Genomic DNA, 25,669 nt, shown 5'->3' on the forward strand with positions numbered 1-25,669 from the left:
CTTCAGGACCGTGTCGTCCTTGCTGACGAGCGCCTGGAAGTAGAGCGGGTAGCTGTTCACGAGGCCTTTGACGGCGGGGTTGGACGCGAAGTTCCCGGCCTTGACGATGACCTGCGCCTTCGGCCGCGTGGTGGGCTCGGGCGTGGCCGGCCGCGACGACTCGGGGTTGGGCTTGCTGGTGGCGGTGGCCGGCGTGCCGGCCGTCGTCGTACCGGAGTCGCCGCCGACCGGGACCGGGCGGCCGCCGTCGCCGGAGTCCTGTCCGCAGGCAGTCAGCAGCAGGACGCCGGCCAGGAGCGCGGCCGGGAGAGCAGATCTACGCACGAGGACAATCCTCCGGTCTCTAGCGCTCGGTGGTCGGCGGCGTGCCCGACGGGCTCTGGGTGACGGGCGGGGTGCCGGACGGATCCGGTGTCGGCGTGACGTTCGGCGTGCAGGTCGCCGGGAACGGGAACGGCGTCAGCGTCCAGATCGGCGTCGGCGAGCCGACCGTCCAGGTCGGGCACGGCAGGTCGATCGTCGGCGGCCGGGCGGTGGTGATCGGCGCACCGGGGCCCTCCGGCGTCCGGCTGACCGCGATCGGCGGGATGGTGGGACTCTCGTCGGCCTTCTTGACGCCCTGTTCGGCGTGGGCCGTGCCGATGCCGGAGGCTTTCAGGCTGGTCTTGCCGATCAGGCCGAGGAAGGTGGTCTTGTTGTTCAGGGCCACCCGGATGTCGACCTGTTCCTCGGTGAGCCTGGTCGGCGCGCACGAGGTGACGGCGGGGTCGTTGGCGGAGACCTGGGCGCAGAAGGCGGCGATCGCGGTCGCTGCCTTGGCGGTGTCGATCCTCGCCTCGGCGGTGTTCAGCTGGATGGTGGCGGCGCCGACGCGCGCGGCCTCCTGGGCGTAGCCGACGGCGCGGGAGCGGGCGCCGAGCTGGCGGCCGCCGTCGATCACCAGGCCGGCCAGGGTGAAGATCATCACCGCGAGAATCGCCACCGCGGGGCTGAGCGACCCGTGGCCGGGCGCCGGCCGATGATTGCCGGGGGCATCGATGCGGAGGAACTCGGCCACCCGGCAGCGGCGGTCAGGAACCATCGCGCACGCCCCGGTACGGGTCGACCGACGAGGTGAACCGTTTGGTGATCTTGGTGTCGCCGCCGATGCCGAGCAGGCCGAGGTCGCGGTAGTTGATCGTGCAGGTGACCTCGACCGACAGCGGCGTGCCGGCCGCGAAACCGGTGGTGATCCGGCCGCTGGCGGTGTCCTTGCAGGACTTGAACGCCTGGCCCATCGTCCGCGCCACCGCGTCGTCGACGTACCCCCGGGCCTCGCCGAGCGAGCGGGCCTGGCTGGCCGAGCGGGCGCCGTCGCGGGCGGCGCTCTCCAGCAGCGAGGACGTCTGGAAGTAGCGGCCGCAGGCGAGCAGGAACATGAACAGGATCAGCAGGATCGGCGCGAGCACGGCGAGCTCGAGGGCCATCGTGCCCTGCTCGGTCGGCTTCCGGTGCCGGCCGGCCGTGCGGACGTACCGCACCACCGGCCGGGCATGCCTCGGGGTGTAGCGGGTCCCCAGGGTCCGCTCCATGTCCTCACTCACTTGTCGTCGGCCTCGAACTGCTCGATCGGCCCGGTCGCGGTCCGCTCCACCCGCAGCGTCAGCCCGGGGACGAGCGAGACGGTGTCACCGGTCACGGTGAACGAGACCATGCCCTCGGGGTTGTTGTACGACGGCGGCTCGACGTCGGTGTTCCGCAACGTGGTGCCGCCGAGTTGCTCGGCGTACGCCTTGATGTCCTTGCGGACCTTCTCGCCGACGCCGGTCGTGTACACCGGTGGCTGGACCAGGCGAAGGCGGGAGACGCCTTCCTGCGCGGCGTTCAGCGCTACCGACCGTCCGTACAGCCACAGCGCGGTCTGGATCGACAGGAAGATCAGCGCCAGGATCATCGGCGCCAGGATCGCCAGTTCGAGCGAGCTCGCACCCCGCTCGGTCCGCCGCCGGTGCACCGAGGATCAGCCGTTCTCGATCTCGCCGGTGCGCTTGTCGATGACGCGACGGACCACCAGGCCGATCGCCAGTGCGGCGGCGACCAGGATGGCCGAGATGATGGCCCACTCGAGCGCGGACGCGCCGAGCTGGGTCCGTCCCTGCCGAGCCCGGGCCCGTTGGGTGTGGGCCCGCGCCACCGCGTAGCCGGCCATCGCGCGCCAGAACTGCAGTTCCGAGTTCATCCGAATGCCTTCCCAGTCATGAGGCCACGTGCGGGCCTCAGTATGTCCTGCTGTACGACGGACGACGCCGTCCACCGGATCCCTTACCCACCTCAGTTCCCCAGGATCGCGATCCCGGCGGGGAAACCGAGGAACAACATGAACGCGGCACACATGACGAGCTGGGCGACCAGCATCGACTGCGACCGCTCCCCCGCCTTGCCCTCCACGTCCGCGAGCTCCTTGCGCCGCAGCGACGCCGCCCGGGCGAGCAGCGAAGCCCGGATCTTAGCGCCCTCGTCCCCGGCCAGCGCCAGCGCGGAGGCCAGGTCGCGGAGCTCCTCGACGCCGAGGTCCTCGCCGAGCCGGGCCATCGCGTCCCACGGCGTGATGCCGATCAGCCGCGCGTTGGCCAGCGCCTGCCGGATCCTGGCCATCGCCCAGTGATCGCCGATGGTGGATGCCGTCATCAGCGCCTCCGGCAGACCGCGGCCGCCGGCCAGGTTCATCGCGACCAGGTCGAGGAAGCTGCCGACCACGTGCCGGAAGTCCCGCCGCCGCGCCTCCGCCTCCTGCCGCAACGCCAGGTCCGGCAGGAAGAACGCGAACGCCATCGCGCCCAGGGTCACGATCGCGGGTGCGGCGCCGGGTGCGGTGAGGCCGAGCATCGAGAACAGGAACAGCACGACCGGGATGAAGATCATCGCCCCGAGCGCGAAGAACACCTTGGTCGCCAGCATCGCGGCGACGGGCTGGTTCATCACCGCGAGGTCGCGGCGCAGCCGGCCGAACGCCCAGCCGCGGGCGTTCGCCTCGAACTCCAGCCGCCGGCCGAGCGACGCCCTGGCCCGGTCGAGACCGCCGAGCACCCGTTCTCCGGCGGCGCTCTGGGTGGCCGCGTGGGCGTACCCGCTCCGGCCGGCGTCGATCCGGGCGATGGTGGACAGCACGTTCGCGGACGGCCTGACGAACATCCGCACCAGCAGGTACGCGCCGAGGCCGACCAGGCCGCCGGTGACGAAGGCCCACGTCATCCGCCCACCACCTCCATCCGCTCGTCGCCGGCCCGCTTGGCCCGCAGGTCCTTGCCGGCGATCAGGAACCGCTCGGGCACCTCGATCTTGGCCAGCCTGCGCAGCCAGACCAGCCCGAGCGCGTACAGGGCGATCACGATGAACAGCACGAACTGCCCGATGAAGCTGGTGTACGGCGCGACGTACGTCGGGTTGAACAGCACCAGCGCGGCGGCGACCAGCAGCGTGATCGCGACGACCACCTGGACCGAGCGCCGGGTCGACCGCCGTTCGGCCGCGACCTTGCGCCGTACGTCGAGCTCCTCGCGGGCCGAGTCCGCGAGCGCGCTCAGCACCTCGCGCAGACCGGGTCCGCGCAGCCGGGCGTTCAGCACCAGGGCCGCGACGATCAGGTCGGCCGACGGGTCGTCCAGGTCGTCGGCGAACCGCATCAGGGCCGAGGGCAACGGTTCGCGGATGCGCAGCCGGTCGACCAGCAGGTTGAGCCCCGGCTTGATCGCCGGGGCCGCGTTCACCGCGGTCGCCGGGATGGCCTGTTCCAGGCCGACCGCGCCGGCGATGGTGTCGCGCAGCGCCTCGGTCCAGGTGGCCAGAGCCTCCAGGCGTTCGATCGCCCGGCGTTCCTCGCCGGTCCCGCCGAAGAACCGGTCGGCGAGCGCGGCCAGCAGGCCGAGCGCGGCCGCGAGTACCAGCCAGCGGGTGACCACCAGCACCAGCAGGCCGACGCCGACGCCGGTGCCGATCCGGATCAGGTTCTTCCGGGCGTCGGCGTTGCCACGGCGGAACAGCGACGGTGTCGCCTGCCGCGGCTCGGTGCCGCGGATGGCGATCACCAGCAGCAGCAGCGCGCCGCCGACCACCGCTCCGCAGAGCAGTGCGAGCAGGGTCCGGTCGTTCATCGCGGCCTCACCTCACGCCCAGGTTCCGTGCACGAGCGGCTGGTACCCGAAGTGCTCGAGCTCGTCCATGCAGGCGATCGGTGCGTGCGCCGCCGCGCGGCCGTCCACACCCGGTGCGAACACCTCGCCGGACAGCACCCGGCCGTCCCAGCCCGTCACCTCGCGGATGCTCTCGACGTACCGGCTCAGGCCGCCACCGCGCTGGTAGTCGTTGTGCTTGCGGACGAACACGACGAAGTCGAGGGCACCGGCGATCAGCATCTGGGTGGCCTCCATCGGCAGTCGCTCCATCGCCTGGATCGCGTAGGTGCTGATCCGGTTGAACACCTCCATCGAGCTGTTCGAGTGGATCGTCGACAGCGAGCCGTCGTTGCCCTGGCTCATCGCGTTCAGCATGGTGACGATCTCGTCGCCGAGCACCTCGCCGACGATCACCCGGCTGGGGTTCATCCGCAGCGAGCGGCGGACCAGGTCGGCCATGCTGACCTCGCCGACGCCCTCGGAGTTGGGCAGCCGCTCCTCGAACGCGACCACGTTCGGGTGCAGGTCCTTGAACTCGCCGAGGCCGAGCTCGAGCGAGCGCTCGACCGTGATCAGCCGCTCGTGCCGCGGGATCTCGTTCGCCAGCGCGCGCAGCAGCGTCGTCTTCCCGGAGTTCGTCGCGCCCGCGATCATGATGTTCTTCCGGGCCGCGACCGCCGCCCGCAGGAACGAGGCGACGTCGTCGGACATGGTGCCGTTGGCCACCAGGTCGCGCAGGAACACGCGGCCCAGGCGGGCCCGCCGGATCGACACCGCGGGCCGGGCGGTGACGCCCATCACCGCGGACAACCGGGAGCCGTCCGGCAGCCGCAGATCCAGCTGTGGGTTGGCGGAGTCGAACGGGCGGCTGGTCAGGCCGGCGTGCGCGGCCAGCACCTGGATCAGCTCGACCAGTTCCTCGTCGGACTCGGCGACCGGACCCGGGTTCTCCTCGCGGCCGTCGCCGTACTGGACGAAGACCTGGTCGCAGCCGTTGATGTCGATGTTCTCGACCTCGGGGTCGTCGATCAGCGGTTGCAGCCGCCCGACCCCGAACAGCGCGGAGTGGATCGCGCCGGCGATCTGGGCGTCGTCTTCCGGCGTCGGCGGCGTCCGGCCCTCGGCCAGCTCGTACCGGGCGTGGTCCTCGAGCACCTGGACGATCAGCGAGCGGGCGTACTCCCGCTCGTCCTCGGCACTCATCGGCGGTACGCCGTTCACCTGGTCACGGCGGCGTTGTTCGTTCAGCCGCTCGGCCACCTGCACGCGCAGGCGCCGCACCAACTCCTGGTCGGCGCTCATCGACGTCCTCGCGTCGCTCCGGGCGCCGATGAGACGCGAGACGCGCTGTGCTTGACGGTGACCTCGCTCCGCTCGCTCATTGACCCCACTCCCCCGGCGGGAACGCCGCGTTCGCCATGTCGAAGTCCCGCGGCGGCGGGGCGGCGACCAGCGCGGCCATCTCGGCGGTGATGTCGGTCGCCGACCGGATCAGCTGGGTCTTGTCCAGGCGGCCGTGGCCGCGGCCGTCGAAGAACGCCGCACCGGCCGGGTCGTACGCCAGGTGCCACCGGTGCCGCACCGGCACCGACATCGCGTCCAGCACGGACCACACCTGCTTGACCCCGTCACGCCGCTTCGGGTCCGCCACCACGATCACGCCGAGCTGTGCGTCCACGTGGTGCACCAGTGACGACAGCCGTTCCCGCAGGTGCGCCACCGACGAGCCCGTCGCCGTGCAGACGAGGACGACCAGGCGCGCGGACTGGATCACGGGAAGCTGCGGCGACGCCGCACCGATCCGGCCGCAGTCGGCCAGCACGTCGCCGTACTGCATCTGGTTGAACGAGATGCCCAGCGGATGCCACAGACCGCCCATGCCGCCGACCTGCTCAGGCGAGCGGACACCGAGCATCACGTCCAGGCCGCCGTCGAGCTGCTGGCTGTGGGCGAGGATCACCTCGTCGCTCAGCCCCTTGCGACTCGCGGCCGCCAGGCTGACCAGACCGCGATCGGAGTTCAGCGGCGCGCCGCCCGGTGCGGTCATCCGGATCGCCACGTCGCTGCCGGCCGGGTCGCACTCGGCCAGCAGGACCTGCCGCGGCCAGAGCGCACCGATCACGAGGCCGGCAGTCGTCACCCCGGGCGAGCCCTTCGCGCTCGCCAAAGCCACCAGTGCCATCAACCGTCTCCGTCGGTCCGCGAAACCTCGGGCTTGGTCGCCGGGCTGAGCTCGACCAGCACCAGGGTCTTCGCCGCCGCGGCCGCTGCGACCGCGGTCGCCTTCTCGGTCGGGACCAGCACGGTCACGTTCAGGGTGGTGTTCGCGTTCGTCTCCGCGTCCGCGATGGCGCCCGAACTGTCGGTCACCTCGGCGGCTGTGACCAGGGTCGTCGCCGCCGCGTCGTCCTGGTTCGCGGTGGGCACGCGGATCACCGAGACCATGTCGCCGACTGCGATCCCGTCGGACGGCGCCCGGCCGCCTTCGAGGCTGACACCGACCAGCGCGCCACCGGTCGGGATCGGCTTCTCCGCGGTCAGGTTCGCCGGGGTGAGGAACTGGTCCTTGTAGAGCCGGGTGGTCGTGTAGTGGCCGATGTACTTCTCGGCTTCCGACCACGGGATCAGGCCGCCGGTCGCCCCGGCGAGGTCGCCGCGGGACAGGTCCTTGCGCTCCAGCTTGTGGCCCGGCTCGAGCTTGTCGACGCCGATCGCGACGAAGTCGGACCGGTTGCCGCTGTTCACCGCGATCAGCGCGGACCCGGCCGCGCCGAGCAGGATGAGGATGACCGCGAGGGCGGCCAGGGCGGGGCGGCGTTCCCGGCCGCTCGGCAGCCGGTTTGTACCACTGCCTGCGGAACGGCCCGCTCCGCGGGTGCCTTGGGGGGACGGACGCGTGGAGGACGAGAGACTCACGCGCCTACCGTAATCGCAGCATGGTGCCAACCGGCACACATGGCCGGGCGTTACCGGCTTGCGACGCGGGCCCGCTCCGCGGAGGTCAGCAGTTCGGTGAACGCCCCCGGACCACCGGACAACTGGTCTAGATAGCTAAACAGGCCCGCCAGGGCCAGCCCCAGCTCCCGCTGCCATCCGTCCGCCTCCGCGAGGTCGCTCGCGAGCACACGCCCCTCGGCGAGCGTGACGGCCGAGTTCACCGGCTGCAGGAGCCGCTCGCCGTCCTCCTCCGGTACGGCGTCCGGCCGGCGAACGTGCTGGACGAGGCGGGCCAGCGCCGACCGCTCCGCCTCGGGCAGGAGCCGGTCGAAACCCGGAGAACCGTGGAGCTGGTCGAGGTAGTCACACAGAGCGAGGAACAACTCGACGGCGTCGTACTCCGGGCCGGTCGTGGCCACGTGCCGCAGCCGGGCGACCACGCTCCGCGCCTCGGAGACACTCCACGCCGACGTACCCAGCCGGTCGGTCATCTGACGATCGTAGGGGCGGACGAGGCGTAAATCGTTAACAGAAGTGATGAATCGAGTGGCTGGCTGGTAACCCGAAGTTTGCTACCGTCCGGACAGGAGCCTCGGTGACAACTGGTGATCACCCGGGCACGACCGTGAGGGGGTGGGTCGACTGACGACCCCTGGTGTCACCGCCCCGGATCCGGCCGCGCGCGCCCGCGCGGCGATCGGCACCGCGCTCGGGATCGTCTCCCCGGCGGCCGTACCGCTGCGTGACGGCAGGGTCTGGCTGACCAGCCGCCAGGACGTGCTGCCCGCTCGTGTGGTCCGCGCGCTGGCCGAACAGCTCGGCCGCCGGGCCGCGGACAAGATCACCGACGAGCGGATGCTCGCCGAGGCCGTGGCCGTGCTCGGCGCGGAGATCGCCAGGACCCGCGGCGAGCCGCCCGAGACCGGCGCCACCGACGCGCTCGACAGGCTGCTGCGGACCCCCGGACTGGACCGGTCCCGCCAGGTCGAGGCCGAGGCGATGCTCCGCCTCGCGCTCCGGCTGGCGGCGCAGGAGTCCGAGGACGCCGCCGCCCGGCTGCGGTCGTTGCCCGGCGCAACCAGGGTGCCGATCGCGACCGAGATCGTCTCGGCCTCCGAGCGGATCAGCCAGGACGCGAGTCGGCTCAGTACGACGAACCAGCCGGCGCCGGCGATCGGGCGCCACCGGGCCCAGGTCGGTGCCCGGCACCGCCGTCAGACCCTCACCCGGGAGATCTCCGGCCGGACTCCGGTCGCCGCCCAGCCTGGTCCCGATATCCGTGGGAGCGAGCAGGCAGCGCTCGCCGCGCTGACCCGGCTGGACGAAGGCCAACTGGGGTCGTCGGTCACCATTCGTCCCATTGTCGATGGCCAGTCTGGTCTGGCCGCGATCACGCTGTCCTCCGGCGACAGCCCGCAGTACTTCCGCGTCGAGGTCGCGCCGGTGGTCCGGGGCCTGGCCGCCCAGGGCCGGCTCGCCTCGGGTACGGCGAACGACCCGCACGTCCTGCGGATCAAGCCCGGGCTGCCTCCGCACCAGTACGGCGAGGTCTGGATCCATCAGCTCAGTCTGATGTCCCAGGAACAGCAGGCCGCCCGTGCCGGTCGGTCGACCGGGATACTGCGCAAGTTGCGGTCGGCCGTCGGCCACGAGCGGCTGAACCGGCGGACGAACGCCGACCTGGCGGTCTACCGAAAGCTGTCGGCAGACTGGCAACTGGCTCGCGACGGCCGCCCGAACGGGCCTCTGGGCGTCGCGGAGCTCGAACGCGATCTCGAGCGCATGTCGGTGGCGATCGGCCGGCGCAGCGGCGCCGCGCCGGAGCTGCCGTGGGCGCACGACTCGACGTACTCCCCCGCCGCCGCGGCCGACGGCCTCGCCGCCGAGCGGGCGATCGCCGCGACCACGGTCGGGCCGGGCATCCGAGGTCAGCTCCGGCAGCAGGTGGTCGACCAGATAGCGTCGATGGAGTCCGCCGTCGCGGACCTCGAGACCAAGGCGACCGGATGGACCCAGAGCGGCGCGGCCGCGGCCGACCAAGCCACCACCAAGCAGGACCTGGCCGTCGCCGAAGACAACCTCAAGGACCTGCTCGCACCCGACCGGGCCCGTCGGCTGCGCAATGACGCGACCGCCGCTCTCGCCAAAGCCCGGCGGCACGTCGCGATCGCGGACGCCTACGAGCAGGCGGCGAAGGATGCCGGCAAGGCGCTGGCCGGCTATCGGGTGCTACTGAGCCGACTGGACGACCCAGATGCCCAGCCGCAGCAGATCGCCGAGCAGGCTCGCGAGGCGGCCGAGATGACCGGCGCCTATCAGACGAGTCTCCGGAACGCCCTGCCGATCGACCACCTGGAGAGCGGGGTGCCGACCGACCAGCGGCTCGCCCTGCCGGTCGAGGCGATCAACCGGCAGTTGGCCGAGAACGGCAGCAGCCGGCGGATCGCCGACCGTGGCCCGGTCCCGGTGCCGGGTGCGCAGTACCGGCGGCTGTTCTCCGACGGCATGGTGTTCACCGTCGGCGGCGACCCGGACGACGAGGTCAGCCAGGTGGCCCAGGTCCGGGTCCGGATGAAGGCCCGGGACCTGACCGAGGTCACCGGGCTGGACTACTCCGTCGCCGAGCAGATGTCCGGATCCCTCGGCGAGGGCGGCCAGAGCAATTCCATCACCGCCACGCACTCGTCGAGCGTCGGCTACGGCGTCGACCTGCAGCCGTTCATGGTGCTCGCGCCGGAGGGCAGCGCCGTCCGCGCGGCGTCCCAGGTGGTCTCGCCGCGCGTCGACGTGACCACGGGCCAGACGCTCAGCGCGACGTCGGGCGCGACCGCGCACACCCAGATCGGCTGGGTGGACGTGTTCAAGGGCGAGTCGGTGCCGTACAGCTGGAACGGCACGTTCGAGATCGAGGTCCGGAACTCGCCCACCGAGCCGTGGTCACCGGTCCGGACCGCCGACGCCGGTGAGCAGCTGACCTGGGTGCCGAGCCCGTACACGGTGCAGGCGCCGGCCGAGACGGTCACGCTGGAGCAGGTCGGTCACGGTGAGGAGCGGACGACGGAGTTCCCCCGGCACACGGTCACCCGGATCAGCGGTCTGCACGCGATCAACGACCGCGTCGTCGCGCAGACCCGGCAGCGGTTCGGCAAGCTCGACCGCGTCGGCTTCGACCACATCAGCGAGCTCCTCACCGAGGATCCGTACCGCCTGCTGGGTGAGGCGGCCAAGCCGGGCGGCCTCAGCCGGACCATCCCGGTCGGCGGCGAGTCGGAGTACCAGCTCACGCTGGAGGTCCAGCCCGTCTGGAGCCAGGCCAGGCTGGTCGGTGCGTGCACCTCGGAGATGGGCCAGGAGAAGGTCCAGGTCGACTTCGCCGGGTTCAACGCCAGCAGGAGTTCCGGCACGTCGCTGTCCGCGTCGGCGACCGTGGCCTACCCCGGCAAGTTGCTGGACCCGGCGCAGCCGGTGCCGGGATACCTGCCCAGCCCGACCGCCTTGAACGACCTCGGTGAATCCACCGCCGACCTGTCGCCCAACGTCTCCGCAGGACGGAACGTCTCCCGGCACGGCGGCCAGAACCTCAGTACGACGGCGATCACACCGGTCGTCGACCGCGACATGGCTCCGACGCAGGGGGTTCTCGTCGACCTCAGGGTGACCGCGACGCTGCGCAAGCTCCGCGACCCGAAGGCGGAGCCGATCGTCGTCACGGACACGTGCGAGGCGAAGTTGCGGCTGACGGCGAACCGCCTGCTGCGGACGGGGGCTGCGGCCGGCAAGGACGCCGTACTGCGTGACGACGACAACGCCATCCGGCTCGACCAGCACGGGCGGGCGCTGCTGCTCGGCGACCCCGAGCCGCCCACGGGACCGCGGACCCTGCCGCCCTTCCACGGCACCGGTGAGAACCAGTTGCGCGGTCCGGGCAAGTCACTGCCCGAGCAGCTCGAAGGTGTCGACGAGGCCCGGCAGCAGGCGCTGACCAGCCTGAGCAGGATGGGCCTGGTCCCGCCGCTCGACGCCGACTACCGCCCCCGCTGGGACGAACTGCCGTCGGATCCCCGGCGCCGCGCCGGGCAGCTGGCGAACTTCGACCGGGTGATGCAGGACATCACCGACTACCGGATCGCGGCCGGGATGAACTCGGCCTGCCAGTCCGGCCTGGTGGTTCCGCTCGTCGACCACCGCACCGGCCATGCGCCGCGGACCCGGCTGTTCCGCCTGTCCACCACGCAGGACTTCGACGACGTCCAGCCTGCCGGCACCACGTGGTCCAGGGTCATCGCCCGGCTCGGCATCAGCTCCCACGGCAGCCAGCAGACGGGCGGCCGCTCGAAGTCCGTGCCGTGGTCCGCTGGTGCCGGCCTGAGCAACGGTCCCGGCGAGGGACTGCAGGGCCTGGCCGGAAAGCTCGGGATCAAAGGGAGCCGGAACGCCCTCGGGCGTGCCTTCAACTGGAGCATCGGCCGCCGAATCAACCGGGTCACGCTGAACGAGAACACCGGCGAGGTCGACAACCTGCGCCAGGGCATCCGGATCACGTTCGGCGAGATGACCGGCGAGGACAACCCCGAGCTGCTGGCCGACGTTCGCGGCAGCGTCGTACTGCCGTACGACAGCTCGCTGGCGCGGGCCGAGGAGCCGGTGTACGCGGCCGACCCGAAGAAGCCGCACCGCGACGCCGTCAGCCGGTCGATCCCGGTCGCGGTGGACGCCGGTGACCCGGCCGACGAGCTGTTCAGGCAGGTGGACGCCATCCGCGCGGACACCGTCGCCTACCTGCAACTCGACACCGCGTTGTCGCCCGAGAGCCTGGTGTCCAACACCGAGTGGCTGGAGGGCCGGTACGAGCTGCCCCTGGTGATCACGCCGCCGCCGGCGAACCCGGCGCAGGCGCTGGAGGACCGGACACTGCTCTCCCGGGAGCTGAAGGTCGTGCTCCGCAGCGAGGTCGTCAGTCAGACCGTGGTCGCGGTCAACGACCAGAACACGGCCAACATCAACTTCACCATGAACGACGCCGGCCACTCGTCCGGCACCTCGGCCTCGGGCGGGGTCGGGGGCGAGGCCGGCGGAGGGCCGGTCGACGCCGGCCAGTCCGCGGTGAGCGGCAAGCTCTCGGGCGGCCGGACCGGCGGTACGTCGCAGTCGACCAGTACGTACCAGACGACCGGCGAGGAGCGGCTGCGCGTCAACGACGGCGTGCACTACGAGCTGATCGAGCGGCACCGGCTGGTGGCCGAGATCGTCCGTGGGGACGAGGTCGTCCAGACCGTGCCGCTGCCGGACGGCAAGGTGCAGAAGGCGATCCCGGAGTACACCGCACTGGAGCTGTACGGACGCGACCGGCTCGACCTGCCGCTGCCGTTCGCGGCCGACGTGGCCGAGCGGTACCTGACCGGGAAGGTCGACCTCAGCCCACGGACAGCGGCCGGCTTCGTCCGACGTTACAAGCAGGAGAAGGCCGGGGTGACGACCGGTCTCGCGGCCGAGCACACCGACGAGCGCCTGAACGCGAGGTTGCTGGACAGGGCCGGCCTCCCGGCCTCCACCGCACCGACGCCGGAGGACCGCCTCGCGGACACCCTGGTGCGCACCCAGCAGCTCGCCGAGACCCGTCGCGTCGTCGGCCTGCCGGAGCAGTACGACGCCAGCCTCGCCTCGAGCCAGCTGTACGCGATCCAGGTCGAAGGGCACGAGGACCAGGACGTCGACCTGATCCCCCAGCTCCGGGAACAGGTCGAGGAGGTGTCGCCCGGCCTGCTGGACAGTGATCCGTTGCTCGGCCAGATCCTCGAGGTCGACCTCTCCAAGGACAGTTACCAGGGTCAGCTCGAGAACATGCTCGGCCCGCGCGGATACACCACCCCGATCGAGGTCCCGGTCGAGGGCCAGGCGCAGTCCGACCTGCTGCTCGTCACGGTCAAGGCCCGGTTCGAGGGCGACGTCACCGTGGACGGCGGACCGCTGACCAAGGCGGCCGCCATCGGGCTGGTCCAGAAGTACAGTTACACCGGCCGGGACCGGTCGACCACGCACACCACGACGTACTCCGGCAGCGCGGAGGTCAGCGGGAACGGCGACGGCGGGTCCCTGTCGGGCGGACTCGGCACCGATCGGATCCGGTCGGTCTCGGCCGGCAGCGGCGAGCAGAACACCCGCCTCGACCGGACCGGCGACTTCGATCTGACCCCGGTGAACCGGACGGTTGTGTTCACCACCGAGGTCCGGCGGATCCACAACGCGGGCACGGCGGCGATGTCGAGCGTGAAGTGGCGGCTGAACCGGACCGCTCCGGCCCCGCGGTCGACAACCGCCCGACCGCGGGAGCTGCGCGCCGAACTGACCGCCCTCGTCCCTCGCGGTCTGGTCAGCGATCCGCCGGTCGCGGCCGAGCAGGCGGCCCAGGAGTTCCACCCGGACCATCGCTCCGCCGAGATGCCGGTCAGTTCCCCGGCCGAGTCCATGCTCCCGTACCGCAAGGGCGCACAGGTCGCCGACGAGCTGTACAACTCGGTCACCGGGCACCTGGCCGGCGTCCTCGGGTCCGGCGGCCTGGCGCAGTACGAGGCCGCACTCGGGGTCCAGCTGCAGCCGACCGCGCTGCAGGCCAGGTTCAGTGAGCTGACCAGCCCCGGCGGCGTCAAGCTCGAGCCGATGATGGGCCGCGGCAACGGGCGGACCAGGTTCGACGTCCGGGTGAACGCGCGGCGGCTCGGCTGGATCCTCGTCACCCCCGAGCCGATACCAGGTCAGACCGGGCTGGTCCAGCGTGACCAGCACCAGACCAAGACCTCGACGGCCGGCAACCACCTGCTGCCGGCCACCGCGACCGTCGGAGCCAGTGGCGGCATCGTCTCGGTGACCGGGTCGGTAGGCGAGCAGGTCAGAACCCAGTCGAACGACGGGTGGGGCACCCGGCTGGAGACCAGTGCCTTCCGCAACGGCGACATCGTCACCGTGCGGGTCCCGGTGGTCTACGACGTCACCGTCGACGAGGTCACGGACAATGGCCGTGGCACTCCCGGAACCAAGGACACGACCGTCCTCAAGGACGCGGCGACTGCCGAGTTCTACGTCAAGATGCAGTACCACGAGTATCTCGAGAGACTGCGGCAGCTGGAGGCCGCCGGTGACGTCTCGCTGGAGAGCGGCCGCCTGCGGGCGGTGCCGGACAAGCTCGGCCGGCCCAACCTGAGGATGTCCGAGGCCGGACCCGACGGGTCGCACCAGCCGTACCGGCCGCTGCTGGTCGCGATCGACAAGGCCAAGGCCGAGGAGAAGCCGGTCGTCCTGTCCGTCAAGGACAAGGACGGCGGCAACGAACGGCTCTACACGGCGTTCCCGAACGGCACGCTCCGCGGGGAGAACGACGGCGGCTTCGCGACCGCGTTCGCCACCCTCGACCGGAACCTGGTGCTGATGGCCGAGGGCCGGGTCGACCTGCGCGAGCTGTACAACACCTCGGAGCCGGGCACGGACTTCAGCACGAACGTCGCGGCCGCGCTCGAGAGGGGCGGCGTACCCACGGCCATGCTGAAGGGGCTCACGCACTCCACCACGCAACGGCAGACCACACCGCCTCCCACGCACGCCGCCAAGCCGCCCCGCGGTGCGGCGGCGGCGAGCCGGACGATCACGCCGACCGCGGGCGGCCCGTCCCTGACCGGGCCGTGACGACGACCGACGACGAGAGGGACGGTATGGCGTTCGCGGTGGCACGCACCCGGGACGAGGCTCACCTCTACCTGGAGCTGCATCCCTGCCCCAACTGCGGTTCGACCGACACCATTTGGGAACACGGCCTGGCCGACGTGGAAGGCGAGCTCGCGATCAGCTACGCCGGGATCTGTCCCGGCTGCGACGTCGAACGCCAGTACCTGTTCGGTCTGCCGGCCCGGGAGACCAGGGCGGTGGGCTGGCCGACGTTCGGCGGCCCTGAGCCGTCGGAGCTGCTGGACCCGGGGCAGTGGATGGACGTGGCCGACCGGGCCGCGGCCGACGTCCCCGCCGACCCGCGCGAGGCCGGTAAGGTGCTGGCCGTCGCCGTCGCCGCGGTCGACGAGGTGATCAAGTTCGTGCCCGCCGGGCAGGACGCCGTACCCGAGGACGAGTTCTGGACGCCGGCAGGCCGGGCGGTCCTGGACGCCGATCCGGGCCGGTTCCGGCTGGACCGGCTGCTGGTGGTCCGCGACACCTATCGCGAGCTGGGCCGAGAGACAGGAGCGAGATAACCGATGCTGACCGCGAGGACGCTGGCCGAGGCGCAGGTCTACGTGAGCCTGGCGACGGCTGCCGACCAGGCCGCACCCGCCGTCCAGCCGGCACCGATCGAGCCCGGTGCGAACCTGACCGAGGGTGCGGACGCGTGGACGCTCGCCTCCCCGGCCGGTGACATCGCGATCCCGTACGCATCGGAGGACGCCGCCCGCACGGTGGGCGCACGGTTCGGCCTGGGCGTCTCGCAACTCGTCGACGCCGCCCAGTGGGCCGTGGTGGCGGCGACGTACGCACGCCGGGCGCTCGAGGCGGACATGGCGTACACCGGCGGCCCGGACCAGGACCGCGACGCCGTCGAGCAGAACTGGGAGTTCGCGGCCGACGCGGTCGGCGAGGCGCTCAAGTTCCTGCCGGACGGCGCCGAGGCCGTGCCGGACGGGGGCGTCTGGTCCGAGTTCGGCCGCCGGTCCCGCGCGCGGAACCCGGAACTGGTGACCCGCGCGAAACTCACCGACGACCTGGAGTACTACCGGGGCACGCTCGCCGACTTCCGCGCGCTCTACGGCGAGACGTCCTGAGGGTCCGTCAGCTCGATCCGGATCGCGCGGGCGTCGACACCGGCCTGCTCGAGCACCTTCTGCTTGGGATCCGGCACCCCGAGGAACGGCGGCCGGACGATCCCGGCGAGGTCCTTCAGGCGCGGGTCCTCGAGCACGGTGTCGACGGCACGCCGGTCTCCCCCGCACACGAGCGCGTCCAGCCGTGCCGGAGCCAGGATCCGTACGGCGACCTCAGTGGCCGCCGCGAACGCCTCCCGGGCCTGGTTGTCGCGACGCCGCGCGTACCGCTGCTGTGACCAGCCACCGGCCTTCGTCGTCCCCTGCACGTGACGTGAGCCGACCTTCGAGTCGACGAGTTTGCCGCCCACGAACACGCCGGCACCGTAGCCACCCCGCCGTACCAGCAGCACGCCGAGCCGGTGATCGGCCAGGACATGTGCGACGAGGCCCTCACGAGTGAGGGCCTCGAGCGGCGGGAAAGGTACGTCGACGACGGCGACCGACCCGTCCTCGGCGGACACCGTCACCGTCGCCGGCGTCACGTCGTACTGCGTCGTGCCGTGGCGGCCGGCGAACCCGGTCAGCCACTTGTCCAGGCGTTCCGGCGCGACGCCGACGCTACGGGACAACCCGGGTCACACGTTGAAGCCGAGGGCGCGGAGCTGCTCGCGGCCGTCGTCGGTGATCTTCTCCGGACCCCACGGCGGCATCCAGACCCAGTTGATCCGGAAGTCGTTCACCAGGCCGTCGAGTGCCATCCGGGTCTGGTCCTCGATCACGTCGGTCAGCGGGCAGGCCGCCGACGTCAGCGTCATGTCGATGATCGCGGTGCTGGTGTCGTCGACGGTCACCGCGTAGATCAGGCCCAGGTCGACCACGTTGATGCCGAGCTCGGGGTCGACGACGTCCTTGAGCGCCTCGGTCACGTCCTCGACCTTCGCCGGCGCGGTACCGGGCTGCGCCGCCGCGTCCAGGTCGACCTCGGGCAGCTCGATCTTCTCGTCGGTGCGGTCAGCCATTGCTCACTCCTTCTCTCGCGGCCAGCGCCTGGGCGGTGGCGTCCCGCCAGGCCGACCAGCCCAGCAGCGCACACTTCACCCGGGCCGGGAACTGCGCGACGCCCGCGAACGCGACGCCGTCCTCCAGAACCTCTTCGTCCGGCTCGACATTCCCCCGGCCCTGCATCAGCTCGAGGAACTCCTCGTACGTCGCCATTCCCTCGGCGACCGGCTTGCCGATCACCAGGTCGGTCATCACCGACGTCGCGGCCTGACTGATCGAGCAGCCGACGCTGTGATGCGTCACGCCGGTGACGGTGTCGCCGTCCAGCTCGACCCGCAGCGTCACCTCGTCCCCGCAGGACGGGTTCACGTGGTGCACCTCGACGTCGTACGGCTCCGCCAGGCCCGCGTGGTGCGGGCTGCGGTAGTGGTCCAGGATGATCTCCTGGTACAGCGAGTCCAGCTGCATCAAGCCACCTTACTCGGTCTGATCGTCAAGCAAGCTTGAAGAAGGAACGGACGAAGCCGAGGCCGTCGACCAGCGCCTCGACCTCCTCCGGGGTCGTGTAGAGGTAGAAGGACGCCCGCGTCGAGGACTGCACGCCGAACCGCTCGTGCACCGGCCGCGCGCAGTGGTGCCCGGCGCGGACCGCGATGCCGCGGGTGTCCAGCACGGTCGCCACGTCGTGTGGATGCACGCCGTCCAGCTCGAAGCTGATCGCGCCGCCGTGGTCGGTGGCGTCCTTCGGGCCGAGGATCGTCAGCCCCGGAACGGTCTTCAGGCCCTCGAGCGCGTACTCGACGATCGACTGCTCGTGCGCGGCGATCTTGTCCATGCCGATCCCGGTCAGGTAGTCGACGGCCGCACCGAGCCCGACCGCCTGCGCGATCGGCGGCGTCCCCGCCTCGAACCGGGCCGGCGGCGCGGCGTACGTCGAACCGGTCATCCGCACGACCTCGATCATCTCGCCCCCGCCGAGGAACGGCGGCAGCGAGGCGAGCAGGCCGTAGCGGCCCCAGAGCACGCCGATCCCAGTCGGCCCGACCACCTTGTGGCCGGTGAAGGCCAGCAGGTCCGCGCCGAGCGTCGAGACGTCCACCGGGAACTGTGGCACCGCCTGGGAGGCGTCCACGACGACGGTCGCGCCGACCGCGTGCGCCTTGGTCGCGATGTCGGCGATCGGGTTGATCGTGCCCAGCGCGTTCGAGACCCAGGTCAGTGCGACCACCTTGGTCCGCTCGGTGAGCAGCTCGTCGATCGTGCTCAGGTCGAGCCGGCCGTCCTCGGTGACGCCGAACCACTTCAGCGTCGCACCGGTCCGCTCACAGGCCAGCTGCCAGGGGACGATGTTGCTGTGGTGCTCCATCTCGGAGATCACCACCTCGTCACCCGGCTTCAGCGACGCACCAAGGGTGTGCGCGGCCAGGTTGAGCGCCTCGGAGGCGTTCTTGGTGAACACGATCTCGTCGCGCGACGGCGCGCCGATGAACGCGGCCACCTTGTCCCGGCCGCCCTCGTACGCCGCGGTCGCCTCGGCACCGAGCTGGTGCATGGCCCGGGCGACGTTCGCGTTGTGCCTCAGGTAGTGGTCCTCGAGCGCCTGGACCACCTGGCGCGGCTTCTGCGACGAGTTGGCCGAGTCCAGGTAGGTCAGCGGGAAGCCGTTGGCGAGCTCGCGGGACAGGATCGGGAAGTCCGCCCGGACCGACTGCAGGTCCAGCGGACTGCTCAAGGTCCGGGCGTCGGTCACTTCGCGGCCGCCTTCAGGAAGCGCTCGTACCCGTTGGCCTCGAGCTCGTCGGCCAGCTCCGGCCCGCCCTCCTCGGCCACCCGGCCGTCGACGAACACGTGCACGAAGTCCGGCTTGATGTAGCGCAGGATCCGGGTGTAGTGCGTGATCAGCAGGACGCCCTTGTCGCCCTGCTCGGCGAACCGGTTGACGCCGGTGGAGACGACCTTCAGCGCGTCGATGTCGAGGCCGGAATCGGTCTCGTCGAGGATCGCGATCTTCGGGTTCAGCAGCTCCAGCTGGACGATCTCGTGCCGCTTCTTCTCACCGCCGGAGAAGCCCTCGTTGACGTTGCGCTGGGCGAACTCGGGGTCCATCTCCAGGTCGGCCAGGGCGGTGTTCACGTCCTTGACCCAGGTACGCAGCTTCGGCGCCTCGCCGTCGATCGCGGTCTTGGCGGTCCGGAGGAAGTTCGCCACCGACACCCCCGGCACCTCGACCGGGTACTGCATCGCCAGGAACAGGCCGGCCCGGGCGCGCTCGTCGACGGCCATGTCGAGCACGTCCTCGCCGTCCAGCGTCACCGTGCCGCTGGTGATGTTGTACTTCGGGTGGCCGGCGATCGAGTACGCCAGCGTGGACTTGCCGGAACCGTTCGGGCCCATGATCGCGTGCGTCTGACCACCGGCGATGGTCAGGTCGACGCCGCGCAGGATCTCCTTCGGGCCGTTCTCGGTGTCGACCGACACGTGCAGGTCGCGGATCTCGAGTGTCGCCATGAGGTCTCTTCTATCTCCGTCTGGATTACAGGGCTTGCTGGTTCAGGGGGTTCTTCACGTCGACGAGTACGTCGTCGCCGTCGAGGCGCACCGGGTAGACCGGCACCGGGTCGTACGCGGGCAGGCTGGTCGGCTCCCCGGTGCGCAGGTCGAAACGGGACCCGTGCAGCCAGCACTCGATCTCGCAGCCGCCGACGTCACCCTCGGACAGCTGGATCTGCGCGTGCGAGCACTCGTCCCGCACCGCGAAGAATTGTCCGTCGCTCTTCACGACCGCGACCTCGACGCCGCCGACCTCGACCGGGACGACTCCCTCGTCCGGTACGTCGGTGACGGCGCAGGCGCGCTCGAACGTGTCGCTCACTGCCCGATGACCGCCTTGGCCGAAGTGCTCAGCTCCGCGGTGCGGGCGAGCTTCTCCTCGATCACCTCGTGCAGGTGCTCGGCCACCTCGGGGACGCCGATCTTGCCGATGATGTCGTTGAAGAAGCCGGACACCACCAGCCGCCGGGCCGCGTCCTCGGGGATGCCGCGGGCCTGCAGGTAGAACAGCTGCTCGTCGTCGAACCGGCCGGTCGCGGACGCGTGCCCGGCGCCCTCGATCTCGCCGGTCTCGATCTCCAGGTTCGGCACCGAGTCGGCCCGGGCGCCGTCGGTGAGGACCAGGTTCCGGTTGAGCTCAAAGGTGTCGGTGCCCTCGGCCGCGGCCCGGATCAGCACGTCGCCGATCCATACCGAGCGGGCGTTGTCGCCGGCCAGCGCACCCTTGTAGAGCACGTTGCTCTTGCAGTGGGTGGCCTCGTGGTCGACGAACAGCCGGTGCTCGTGGTGCTGGCCGGACTCGGCGAAGTACACCCCGACCAGGTCGGCGTCGCCGCCCGGGCCGGCGTACCGGACGTTGGTGTTCACCCGGACGACCTTGCCGCCGAGAGTGACCACCACATGGTGCAGCTTCGCGTCCCGGCCGACGAGCGCGTCATGCTGGGCCAGGTGGATCGACTCGTGGTCGCCCTGCTGGATCGAGACGACCCGCAGGTCGGCGCCGTCGCCGACGACGATCTCGACGTTGCTGCCCAGCTCGCCGGCTCCGGTGTGATCGATGATCACGATGGCGCGGCTGTGCCGGCCGGCATCCACGATCAGGTGGCTGAAGCCGCGGGCGCCGAGGCCGGCGACGTTGACGTGCACCGGCTCGGTCAGCTCGGCCTCGACCGGGATCCGGACGGCCACCGCCTCGGCCGCGTGGGTCCACGCGACGGCGGCCGTCCGGTCCTGCGGCCTGCCGACCTTGAGCGAGTCGGCCGCGACGGTCTCGATCACGACACCGTCCGGGCCGGACGCGTCGACCTTCGGGATCTCGGTGCCGGGCTCGTCGGCGAACAGTGCCTTCAGCGCCTTGACCGGGGTGAAGCGCCACTCCTCCTCGCGCCCGTTCGGCACCGGGAAGTCGGCGACGTCGTACGACGTCGGCCGCTCGCTCCGGGCCTGGAGCGGGACCGGGGACCCCGGCCCGTGGGAGTGCGCCCGATTGCCGGTGGCAACCAGGGTTTCGCTCGCGGTCATCAGCCGACGGCCCCTTCCATCTGCAGCTCGATCAGTCGGTTCAGTTCCAGCGCGTACTCCATCGGGAGCTCGCGGGCGATCGGCTCGATGAAGCCGCGGACGATCATCGCCATCGCCTCGTCCTCGGCCATGCCCCGGCTCATCAGGTAGAAGAGCTGGTCGTCGCTGACCTTGGACACGGTCGCCTCGTGCCCCATCGCCACGTCGTCCTCGCGGACGTCGACGTACGGGTAGGTGTCCGAACGGCTGATGGTGTCGACCAGCAGCGCGTCACAGCGCACCGTGGACTTGCTGTGGTGCGAGCCCGGCGCCACCTCGACCAGCCCTCGGTACGACGTCCGGCCGCCGCCGCGGGCCACCGACTTCGACACGATCGAGCTGGAGGTGTAGGGCGCGTTGTGCACCATCTTCGAGCCGGCGTCCTGGTGCTGGCCCTCGCCGGCGAACGCGACCGACAGCGTCTCGCCCTTGGCGTGCTCGCCCATCAGGTACACGGCCGGGTACTTCATCGTCACCTTGGAACCGATGTTGCCGTCGATCCATTCCATCGTCGCGCCCTCCTCGCAGGTGGCGCGCTTGGTGACCAGGTTGTAGACGTTGTTCGACCAGTTCTGGATCGTCGTGTAGCGGCAGCGGGCGCCCTTCTTCACGATGATCTCGACCACCGCGGAGTGCAGCGAGTCCGACTTGTAGATCGGCGCCGTGCAACCCTCGACGTAGTGCACGTAGGCGTCCTCGTCGACGATGATCAGGGTCCGCTCGAACTGGCCCATGTTCTCGGTGTTGATCCGGAAGTAGGCCTGCAGCGGGATGTCCACCTTGACGCCCTTCGGGACGTAGATGAACGAGCCGCCGGACCAGACCGCGGTGTTCAGCGAGGCGAACTTGTTGTCGCCGACCGGGATGACGGAGCCGAAGTACTCCTTGAACAGCTCCGGGTGCTCGCGCAGGCCGGTGTCGGTGTCCAGGAAGATGACGCCCTGGGCCTCCAGGTCCTCGCGGATCTGGTGGTAGACGACCTCGGACTCGTACTGCGCCGCGACGCCGGCGACCAGGCGCTGCTTCTCCGCCTCGGGGATGCCGAGCTTGTCGTAGGTGTTCTTGATGTCCGCCGGCAGGTCGTCCCAGCTGGTCGCCTGCTTCTCGGTGGAGCGGACGAAGTACTTGATGTTGTCGAAGTCGATCCCGGACAGGTCGGCACCCCACGACGGCATCGGCTTGCGGTCGAAGAGCTTGAGACCCTTCAGGCGCAGGTCGAGCATCCACTCCGGCTCGTTCTTGAGGGTGGAGATGCCCCGCACCACGTCGGCGCTGAGGCCGCGCTGGGCGACCGCGCCGGCGGCGTCGGAGTCGGCCCAGCCGTACTGGTAGTTGCCGAGACCTTCCAGTTCGGGGTGAGCGGTTTGCGTCATCGTGCAGTCCTCGCAGATTCGCCGTGGGATACAGGGGCAACCGGTACTTCACCGGGGATGTGCGTCGTGCAGACACCGTCGCCGTGGGCGATGGTGGCCAGCCGCTGGACGTGCTTGCCGAGGAGTCGCGCGAACACCTCGGTCTCCGCCTCGCACAGCTGGGGGAACTGCTCGGCCACGTGTGCGACCGGGCAGTGGTGCTGGCAGAGCTGCTCTCCGTGCGCGGCCTTCGCCGTGGACGCCGCGTAGCCGTCCGCGGTGAGAACCTGGGCGAGCACCTCCGCCTTCTTGTCCTCCGGGGCCGCGTCCACCAGCTCCCGGTACCGCTGCTCCACCTCGGCGACCCGCCGCCGGGCGAACTCCGCGACCGCCTGGTCACCGCCGGCTTCGGCGATGAACCGCAGCGCGGTGGCCGCCAGGTCGTCGTACGCCTGGTGGAACGCGTGCCGGCCGGTGTCGGTCAGCACGAAGACCTTCGCGGGACGGCCGCGGCCGCGGGGGCCGTAGACACGCTCCTCGCGGGACTCGACCAGACCCTCCTCGAGCAGGTGGTCGAGGTGGCGGCGGACCGCCGCCGGGGTCAGCTCCAGGCGCTCCGCGAGGACCGCGGCGCTGGACGGACCGTTGGTGAGGATCGAGCGGGCGACCCGGTCCCGGGTGGACTCGTCCCGCGCCACGGACGTGCCCGCGGGCACAGGTCCGTTCGTCGCAGGATTTTTCACAACATCAGTGTCGCGTAATTCCCGGGGCCCTTCAAATAAGGGTTGCCTAACCGGTTCCCGCCACCACGCGGGACCGGGGACCCGACCGTGAGCGAGGTCACTCCGGGGCGTTCCCTAGACTGCGGTTGTGCCAGTCGCGGTGGAGATCGACAACCTCGTCGTGCGGTACGGCGAGAAGGCCGCGGTGAACGGTCTCAGTCTCACCGTAACCGGCGGCACGGTGGCGTCCGTGCTCGGCCCCAACGGAGCCGGCAAGACCACCACCGTGGAGAGCTGCGAGGGCTTCCGCCGGCCGTACTCCGGCCGGGTCCGGGTGCTCGGACTGGACCCGGTCGCCGACCACGACGCGCTGATGCCGCGGATCGGCGTGATGCTCCAGGAGGGCGGCGCCTGGTCCGGCGTCCGCGCCCTCGAGATGCTCCGGTACGTCGCCACCCTGCACACCCACCCGCTCGACATCCCGGCCCTGGTCGAGCGCCTCGACCTCGGGACCTGTGGACGGACGCCGTACCGGCGGTTGTCGGGCGGCCAGAAGCAGCGGCTCTCGTTCGCGCTGGCGATCGTCGGCCGGCCGGAGGTCGCCTTCCTGGACGAGCCGACGACCGGGCTCGACCCGCACGGCCGCCGGGAGATCTGGCAGTTGATCCGCGACCTGCGCGACGACGGCGTGACCGTCGTCCTGACAACCCACGCGATGGACGAGGCCGAGCAACTGTCCGACCAGGTGCACGTGGTGTCCGCCGGCAAGGTGATCGCCTCCGGTTCCCCCGACGAGCTCACCGAGCACCACACCAAGTCACTCGAGGACGTCTATCTCGCCCTCACCGCGCCACCGAAGCGGGAAACCCGATGACGACTGCCACCTACTCCCCGCGGCCGGGGAGCGCACCCTGGCCACGCAAGGTGCTGGCGCATGCGCGGATGGAGTTCCGGCTGCTGATCCGCAACGGCGAGCAGCTCCTGCTGGCGCTGGTGATCCCGCTCGGTCTCCTGCTCCTGCTGGGCGGGACGGGACTCGGCAACCGCCTCCCATTGGGGGACGGCGCACCGATCGACGACGCCGTCCCGCGGGTGCTCGGGCTGGCCGTCCTGTCGTCGTCGTTCACCTCGCTGGCGATCGCGACCGGCTTCGAACGGCGGTACGGGGTGATCAAGCGGCTCGGCGCGTCCCCCCTGTCCCGGACCGGTCTGCTGGCCGGGAAGATCGGTGCGGTGCTCGCGGTCCAGCTGATCCAGCTCGCGGTCCTGGCCGGCACGGGATTCGCACTCGGCTGGGACCCGGCCGGCGGCGTCGACGCCGTTCTCGGGGTCGTGCTGATGGTCCTGTGCGGCACGGCCGCGTTCGGGTCGCTCGGCCTGCTGATGGCCGGCGTGCTGCGGGCGGAGGCGACGCTGGCCGCGGCGAACCTGCTGTACCTCCTGCTGCTGGTCGGTGGTGCGATCCTCACGCCGGTCGACGAGTATCCGGCCGGCCTGCAGGGCGTCGTCCGGCTGCTGCCGAGTGCCGCGCTGGCCAACGGGCTGGCGAACGCGACCGTCGAAGGTGTCATCCCATGGGCCGCGGCACTCTCGCTGGCGCTGTGGGCGGTGGTCCTCGGATACCTGGTCTCCCGGACCTTCCGGTGGGACTGAGCGAGCGCTTCTTTAGAGTGTGCCGGTGATGACCACGGAAACCCCACCCCAAGAGACTGCACCGGTCAGCGGCTTCTGGCGTCTGGTGCCGGAGCCGAGCCTGGACGTCGTACGGCGCTGGGGCTGGGCGTCCGTGGTCGCGAACATCGGCATCGTGCTGACCGGCGGACTGGTCCGGCTGACCGGCTCCGGCCTCGGCTGCCCGACCTGGCCGCAGTGCACCGACGAGTCGTACGTGCCGCACGGCGAGCTCGGCATGCACGGTGCGATCGAGTTCGGCAACCGGATGCTCGGGTTCGTGGTCGCGATCGTCGCGATCGGGACCTGGCTGGTGGTGATGCGGTACCGCCCGGTGCGCAAGGACCTGCGCCGGCTGGCGACCGCGGCCGCGCTCGGTGTCCCGCTGCAGGCGATCATCGGCGGCATCAGCGTGCTGACCGGGCTGAACCCGTGGATCGTGTCGGCACACTTCCTGGTCTCACCGATCATCATCACGCTGACCGTGTCGATGATGCGCCGGTCGCGGACGAGCCCGTACCCGCACACTCCCCCGGTCGTCCGGGCGCTCGCCACCGCCAGTGTCGTCGCGGTCTGGCTGGCCGTTGCCCTCGGCACCTTGGTGACCGGGGCCGGCCCGCACTCAGGCGATCCGGAGACCGGCCGGAACGGGTTCGACGAGGAGCTGATCAGCCAGTTGCACGCGGACGTGGTGTTCGGCTTGCTGGGGATCACGATCGCGCTGGTGATCGCGACCCGGGTGACGGCGACCTCGCGGACGCTGCGGAAACTGGCCGCCTGGCTGCTCGCGATGGAACTGCTCCAGGGGGTCGTCGGCTTCACGCAGTACTTCACCGGACTCCCCTGGGTCCTGGTGCTGATCCACATGTTCTTCGCCGCGGTGCTGATCGCCCTGGTCACCGCCGTGTACGGCGAACGCGGCACGCCGGCCACCTAGCCCGGCC

Annotated in this window: 25 protein-coding genes and 1 pseudogene; 6 read left to right on the top strand and 20 right to left on the bottom strand. The window is 70.9% G+C overall.

The genetic code is table 11. The features are described from left to right. From E1218_RS13580 to E1218_RS13630, 11 genes and pseudogenes are all read right to left on the bottom strand, one after another. Positions 1-324: pseudogene (locus tag E1218_RS13580) on the bottom strand (hypothetical protein); the annotation flags it as partial. 19 nt (positions 325-343) lie between these two features. After that, positions 344-1,081 (bottom strand): Tad domain-containing protein, encoded by a 738-nt coding sequence (locus tag E1218_RS13585; RefSeq protein WP_202865987.1) that lies wholly within the window; start codon positions 1,079-1,081, stop codon positions 344-346. Beyond that, the gene (locus E1218_RS13590; RefSeq protein WP_132319923.1) at positions 1,071-1,571 is read right to left on the bottom strand and encodes a TadE/TadG family type IV pilus assembly protein; all 501 of its coding nucleotides are present in this window, start codon (positions 1,569-1,571) and stop codon (positions 1,071-1,073) included. The genes E1218_RS13585 and E1218_RS13590 overlap by 11 nt, the downstream gene beginning before the upstream one ends. Before the next feature lie 8 nt (positions 1,572-1,579). Then, a complete protein-coding gene (locus tag E1218_RS13595; RefSeq protein WP_132319925.1) occupies positions 1,580-1,993 on the bottom strand; it encodes a TadE family protein in 414 nt (137 codons plus the stop codon). A gap of 6 nt (positions 1,994-1,999) precedes the next feature. Next, positions 2,000-2,218 carry a hypothetical protein gene (locus E1218_RS13600; protein ID WP_132210455.1) on the bottom strand — a complete coding sequence of 73 codons (219 nt, stop codon included), beginning with the start codon at positions 2,216-2,218 and terminating at the stop codon, positions 2,000-2,002. Positions 2,219-2,310: 92 nt separating this feature from the next. Further along, positions 2,311-3,231, bottom strand: a complete 921-nt coding sequence (locus E1218_RS13605) for a type II secretion system F family protein (protein WP_132319927.1) — start codon at positions 3,229-3,231, stop codon at positions 2,311-2,313. Beyond that, a complete protein-coding gene (locus E1218_RS13610; protein ID WP_132319929.1) occupies positions 3,228-4,130 on the bottom strand; it encodes a type II secretion system F family protein in 903 nt (300 codons plus the stop codon). The genes E1218_RS13605 and E1218_RS13610 overlap by 4 nt, the downstream gene beginning before the upstream one ends. Positions 4,131-4,142: 12 nt before the next feature. Next, positions 4,143-5,453 (bottom strand): CpaF family protein, encoded by a 1,311-nt coding sequence (locus tag E1218_RS13615; protein ID WP_132319931.1) that lies wholly within the window; start codon positions 5,451-5,453, stop codon positions 4,143-4,145. 76 nt (positions 5,454-5,529) lie between these two features. Further along, entirely contained in the window at positions 5,530-6,333 is an 804-nt protein-coding gene (locus E1218_RS13620; RefSeq protein ID WP_132319933.1) for a hypothetical protein, read from the bottom strand. After that, the gene (locus tag E1218_RS13625; RefSeq protein ID WP_132319935.1) at positions 6,333-7,067 is read right to left on the bottom strand and encodes a hypothetical protein; all 735 of its coding nucleotides are present in this window, start codon (positions 7,065-7,067) and stop codon (positions 6,333-6,335) included. The genes E1218_RS13620 and E1218_RS13625 overlap by 1 nt, the downstream gene beginning before the upstream one ends. Positions 7,068-7,117: 50 nt before the next feature. After that, entirely contained in the window at positions 7,118-7,579 is a 462-nt protein-coding gene (locus E1218_RS13630; protein WP_132319937.1) for a hypothetical protein, read from the bottom strand. A gap of 142 nt (positions 7,580-7,721) precedes the next feature. On the opposite strand from E1218_RS13630, the gene E1218_RS13635 reads away from it, so the two are divergent. From E1218_RS13635 to E1218_RS13645, 3 genes are read left to right on the top strand one after another with little or no spacing between them, the layout of a single operon-like run. Continuing rightward, on the top strand, positions 7,722-14,765 hold the full coding sequence (locus E1218_RS13635) for a hypothetical protein (protein WP_132319939.1): 7,044 nt from the start codon (positions 7,722-7,724) through the stop codon (positions 14,763-14,765). Next, complete coding sequence (locus tag E1218_RS13640) at positions 14,762-15,322, top strand: hypothetical protein (RefSeq protein ID WP_233712204.1); 561 nt, start codon at positions 14,762-14,764, stop codon at positions 15,320-15,322. Before E1218_RS13635 ends, E1218_RS13640 begins: the two co-directional genes overlap by 4 nt. 3 nt (positions 15,323-15,325) lie before the next feature. Further along, positions 15,326-15,886: a hypothetical protein gene (locus E1218_RS13645; RefSeq protein ID WP_132319941.1), complete on the top strand. Its 561-nt coding sequence runs from the start codon at positions 15,326-15,328 to the stop codon at positions 15,884-15,886. On the opposite strand, the gene E1218_RS13650 is transcribed toward E1218_RS13645, so the two are convergent. Genes E1218_RS13650 through E1218_RS13690 form a run of 9 tightly spaced genes read right to left on the bottom strand, consistent with a single transcriptional unit; the run spans position 15,868 to position 23,075 of the window. Then, positions 15,868-16,497, bottom strand: a complete 630-nt coding sequence (locus E1218_RS13650) for an acVLRF1 family peptidyl-tRNA hydrolase (RefSeq protein WP_165949259.1) — start codon at positions 16,495-16,497, stop codon at positions 15,868-15,870. The genes E1218_RS13645 and E1218_RS13650 overlap by 19 nt on opposite strands. 6 nt (positions 16,498-16,503) lie before the next feature. Continuing rightward, complete coding sequence (locus E1218_RS13655) at positions 16,504-16,887, bottom strand: metal-sulfur cluster assembly factor (RefSeq protein ID WP_132319942.1); 384 nt, start codon at positions 16,885-16,887, stop codon at positions 16,504-16,506. After that, positions 16,880-17,338: a Fe-S cluster assembly sulfur transfer protein SufU gene (gene sufU / locus E1218_RS13660; RefSeq protein ID WP_132319944.1), complete on the bottom strand. Its 459-nt coding sequence runs from the start codon at positions 17,336-17,338 to the stop codon at positions 16,880-16,882. The genes E1218_RS13655 and sufU overlap by 8 nt, the downstream gene beginning before the upstream one ends. 25 nt (positions 17,339-17,363) lie before the next feature. Then, on the bottom strand, positions 17,364-18,620 hold the full coding sequence (locus E1218_RS13665; protein WP_132319946.1) for a cysteine desulfurase: 1,257 nt from the start codon (positions 18,618-18,620) through the stop codon (positions 17,364-17,366). Further along, positions 18,617-19,378 carry a Fe-S cluster assembly ATPase SufC gene (gene sufC, locus E1218_RS13670; protein ID WP_132319948.1) on the bottom strand — a complete coding sequence of 254 codons (762 nt, stop codon included), beginning with the start codon at positions 19,376-19,378 and terminating at the stop codon, positions 18,617-18,619. Before sufC ends, E1218_RS13665 begins: the two co-directional genes overlap by 4 nt. Before the next feature lie 25 nt (positions 19,379-19,403). Beyond that, the gene (locus E1218_RS13675; protein WP_132319950.1) at positions 19,404-19,742 is read right to left on the bottom strand and encodes a non-heme iron oxygenase ferredoxin subunit; all 339 of its coding nucleotides are present in this window, start codon (positions 19,740-19,742) and stop codon (positions 19,404-19,406) included. After that, positions 19,739-20,941, bottom strand: coding sequence for a Fe-S cluster assembly protein SufD (sufD, locus tag E1218_RS13680; RefSeq protein WP_132319952.1), 1,203 nt, complete (start codon positions 20,939-20,941; stop codon positions 19,739-19,741). Before sufD ends, E1218_RS13675 begins: the two co-directional genes overlap by 4 nt. After that, positions 20,941-22,353 (bottom strand): Fe-S cluster assembly protein SufB, encoded by a 1,413-nt coding sequence (sufB, locus tag E1218_RS13685; RefSeq protein WP_132319954.1) that lies wholly within the window; start codon positions 22,351-22,353, stop codon positions 20,941-20,943. Before sufB ends, sufD begins: the two co-directional genes overlap by 1 nt. Then, positions 22,350-23,075 (bottom strand): helix-turn-helix transcriptional regulator, encoded by a 726-nt coding sequence (locus E1218_RS13690; RefSeq protein ID WP_407657608.1) that lies wholly within the window; start codon positions 23,073-23,075, stop codon positions 22,350-22,352. The genes sufB and E1218_RS13690 overlap by 4 nt, the downstream gene beginning before the upstream one ends. A 127-nt stretch (positions 23,076-23,202) precedes the next feature. Here E1218_RS13690 and E1218_RS13695 point away from each other — a divergent pair, with 127 nt between their 5' ends. Genes E1218_RS13695 through E1218_RS13705 form a run of 3 tightly spaced genes read left to right on the top strand, consistent with a single transcriptional unit; the run spans position 23,203 to position 25,662 of the window. Continuing rightward, positions 23,203-23,928 carry an ABC transporter ATP-binding protein gene (locus tag E1218_RS13695; RefSeq protein WP_233712205.1) on the top strand — a complete coding sequence of 242 codons (726 nt, stop codon included), beginning with the start codon at positions 23,203-23,205 and terminating at the stop codon, positions 23,926-23,928. Continuing rightward, positions 23,925-24,707, top strand: a complete 783-nt coding sequence (locus E1218_RS13700; protein WP_132319956.1) for an ABC transporter permease — start codon at positions 23,925-23,927, stop codon at positions 24,705-24,707. Before E1218_RS13695 ends, E1218_RS13700 begins: the two co-directional genes overlap by 4 nt. Positions 24,708-24,735: 28 nt before the next feature. Further along, the gene (locus tag E1218_RS13705; protein WP_132319958.1) at positions 24,736-25,662 is read left to right on the top strand and encodes a COX15/CtaA family protein; all 927 of its coding nucleotides are present in this window, start codon (positions 24,736-24,738) and stop codon (positions 25,660-25,662) included. The last annotated feature ends 7 nt before the right edge of the window (positions 25,663-25,669 follow it).

The sequence above is a fragment of the Kribbella turkmenica genome (assembly GCF_004348725.1).
Lineage (GTDB): Bacteria > Actinomycetota > Actinomycetes > Propionibacteriales > Kribbellaceae > Kribbella > Kribbella turkmenica.

What these genes read in the sequence shown, in the direction of transcription:
- E1218_RS13645 (WP_132319941.1), top strand. Translation starts at nt 15,326, where the DNA reads ATGCTGACCGCGAGGACGCTGGCCGAGGCGCAGGTCTACGTGAGCCTG.
- sufU (WP_132319944.1), bottom strand. Translation starts at nt 17,338, where the DNA reads ATGCAGCTGGACTCGCTGTACCAGGAGATCATCCTGGACCACTACCGC.
- sufD (WP_132319952.1), bottom strand. Translation starts at nt 20,941, where the DNA reads ATGACCGCGAGCGAAACCCTGGTTGCCACCGGCAATCGGGCGCACTCC.
- sufC (WP_132319948.1), bottom strand. Translation starts at nt 19,378, where the DNA reads ATGGCGACACTCGAGATCCGCGACCTGCACGTGTCGGTCGACACCGAG.
- E1218_RS13590 (WP_132319923.1), bottom strand. Translation starts at nt 1,571, where the DNA reads ATGGAGCGGACCCTGGGGACCCGCTACACCCCGAGGCATGCCCGGCCG.
- E1218_RS13605 (WP_132319927.1), bottom strand. Translation starts at nt 3,231, where the DNA reads ATGACGTGGGCCTTCGTCACCGGCGGCCTGGTCGGCCTCGGCGCGTAC.
- E1218_RS13585 (WP_202865987.1), bottom strand. Translation starts at nt 1,081, where the DNA reads ATGGTTCCTGACCGCCGCTGCCGGGTGGCCGAGTTCCTCCGCATCGAT.
- E1218_RS13655 (WP_132319942.1), bottom strand. Translation starts at nt 16,887, where the DNA reads ATGGCTGACCGCACCGACGAGAAGATCGAGCTGCCCGAGGTCGACCTG.
- E1218_RS13630 (WP_132319937.1), bottom strand. Translation starts at nt 7,579, where the DNA reads ATGACCGACCGGCTGGGTACGTCGGCGTGGAGTGTCTCCGAGGCGCGG.
- E1218_RS13610 (WP_132319929.1), bottom strand. Translation starts at nt 4,130, where the DNA reads ATGAACGACCGGACCCTGCTCGCACTGCTCTGCGGAGCGGTGGTCGGC.
- sufB (WP_132319954.1), bottom strand. Translation starts at nt 22,353, where the DNA reads ATGACGCAAACCGCTCACCCCGAACTGGAAGGTCTCGGCAACTACCAG.
- E1218_RS13700 (WP_132319956.1), top strand. Translation starts at nt 23,925, where the DNA reads ATGACGACTGCCACCTACTCCCCGCGGCCGGGGAGCGCACCCTGGCCA.
- E1218_RS13620 (WP_132319933.1), bottom strand. Translation starts at nt 6,333, where the DNA reads ATGGCACTGGTGGCTTTGGCGAGCGCGAAGGGCTCGCCCGGGGTGACG.
- E1218_RS13615 (WP_132319931.1), bottom strand. Translation starts at nt 5,453, where the DNA reads ATGAGCGCCGACCAGGAGTTGGTGCGGCGCCTGCGCGTGCAGGTGGCC.
- E1218_RS13705 (WP_132319958.1), top strand. Translation starts at nt 24,736, where the DNA reads ATGACCACGGAAACCCCACCCCAAGAGACTGCACCGGTCAGCGGCTTC.
- E1218_RS13600 (WP_132210455.1), bottom strand. Translation starts at nt 2,218, where the DNA reads ATGAACTCGGAACTGCAGTTCTGGCGCGCGATGGCCGGCTACGCGGTG.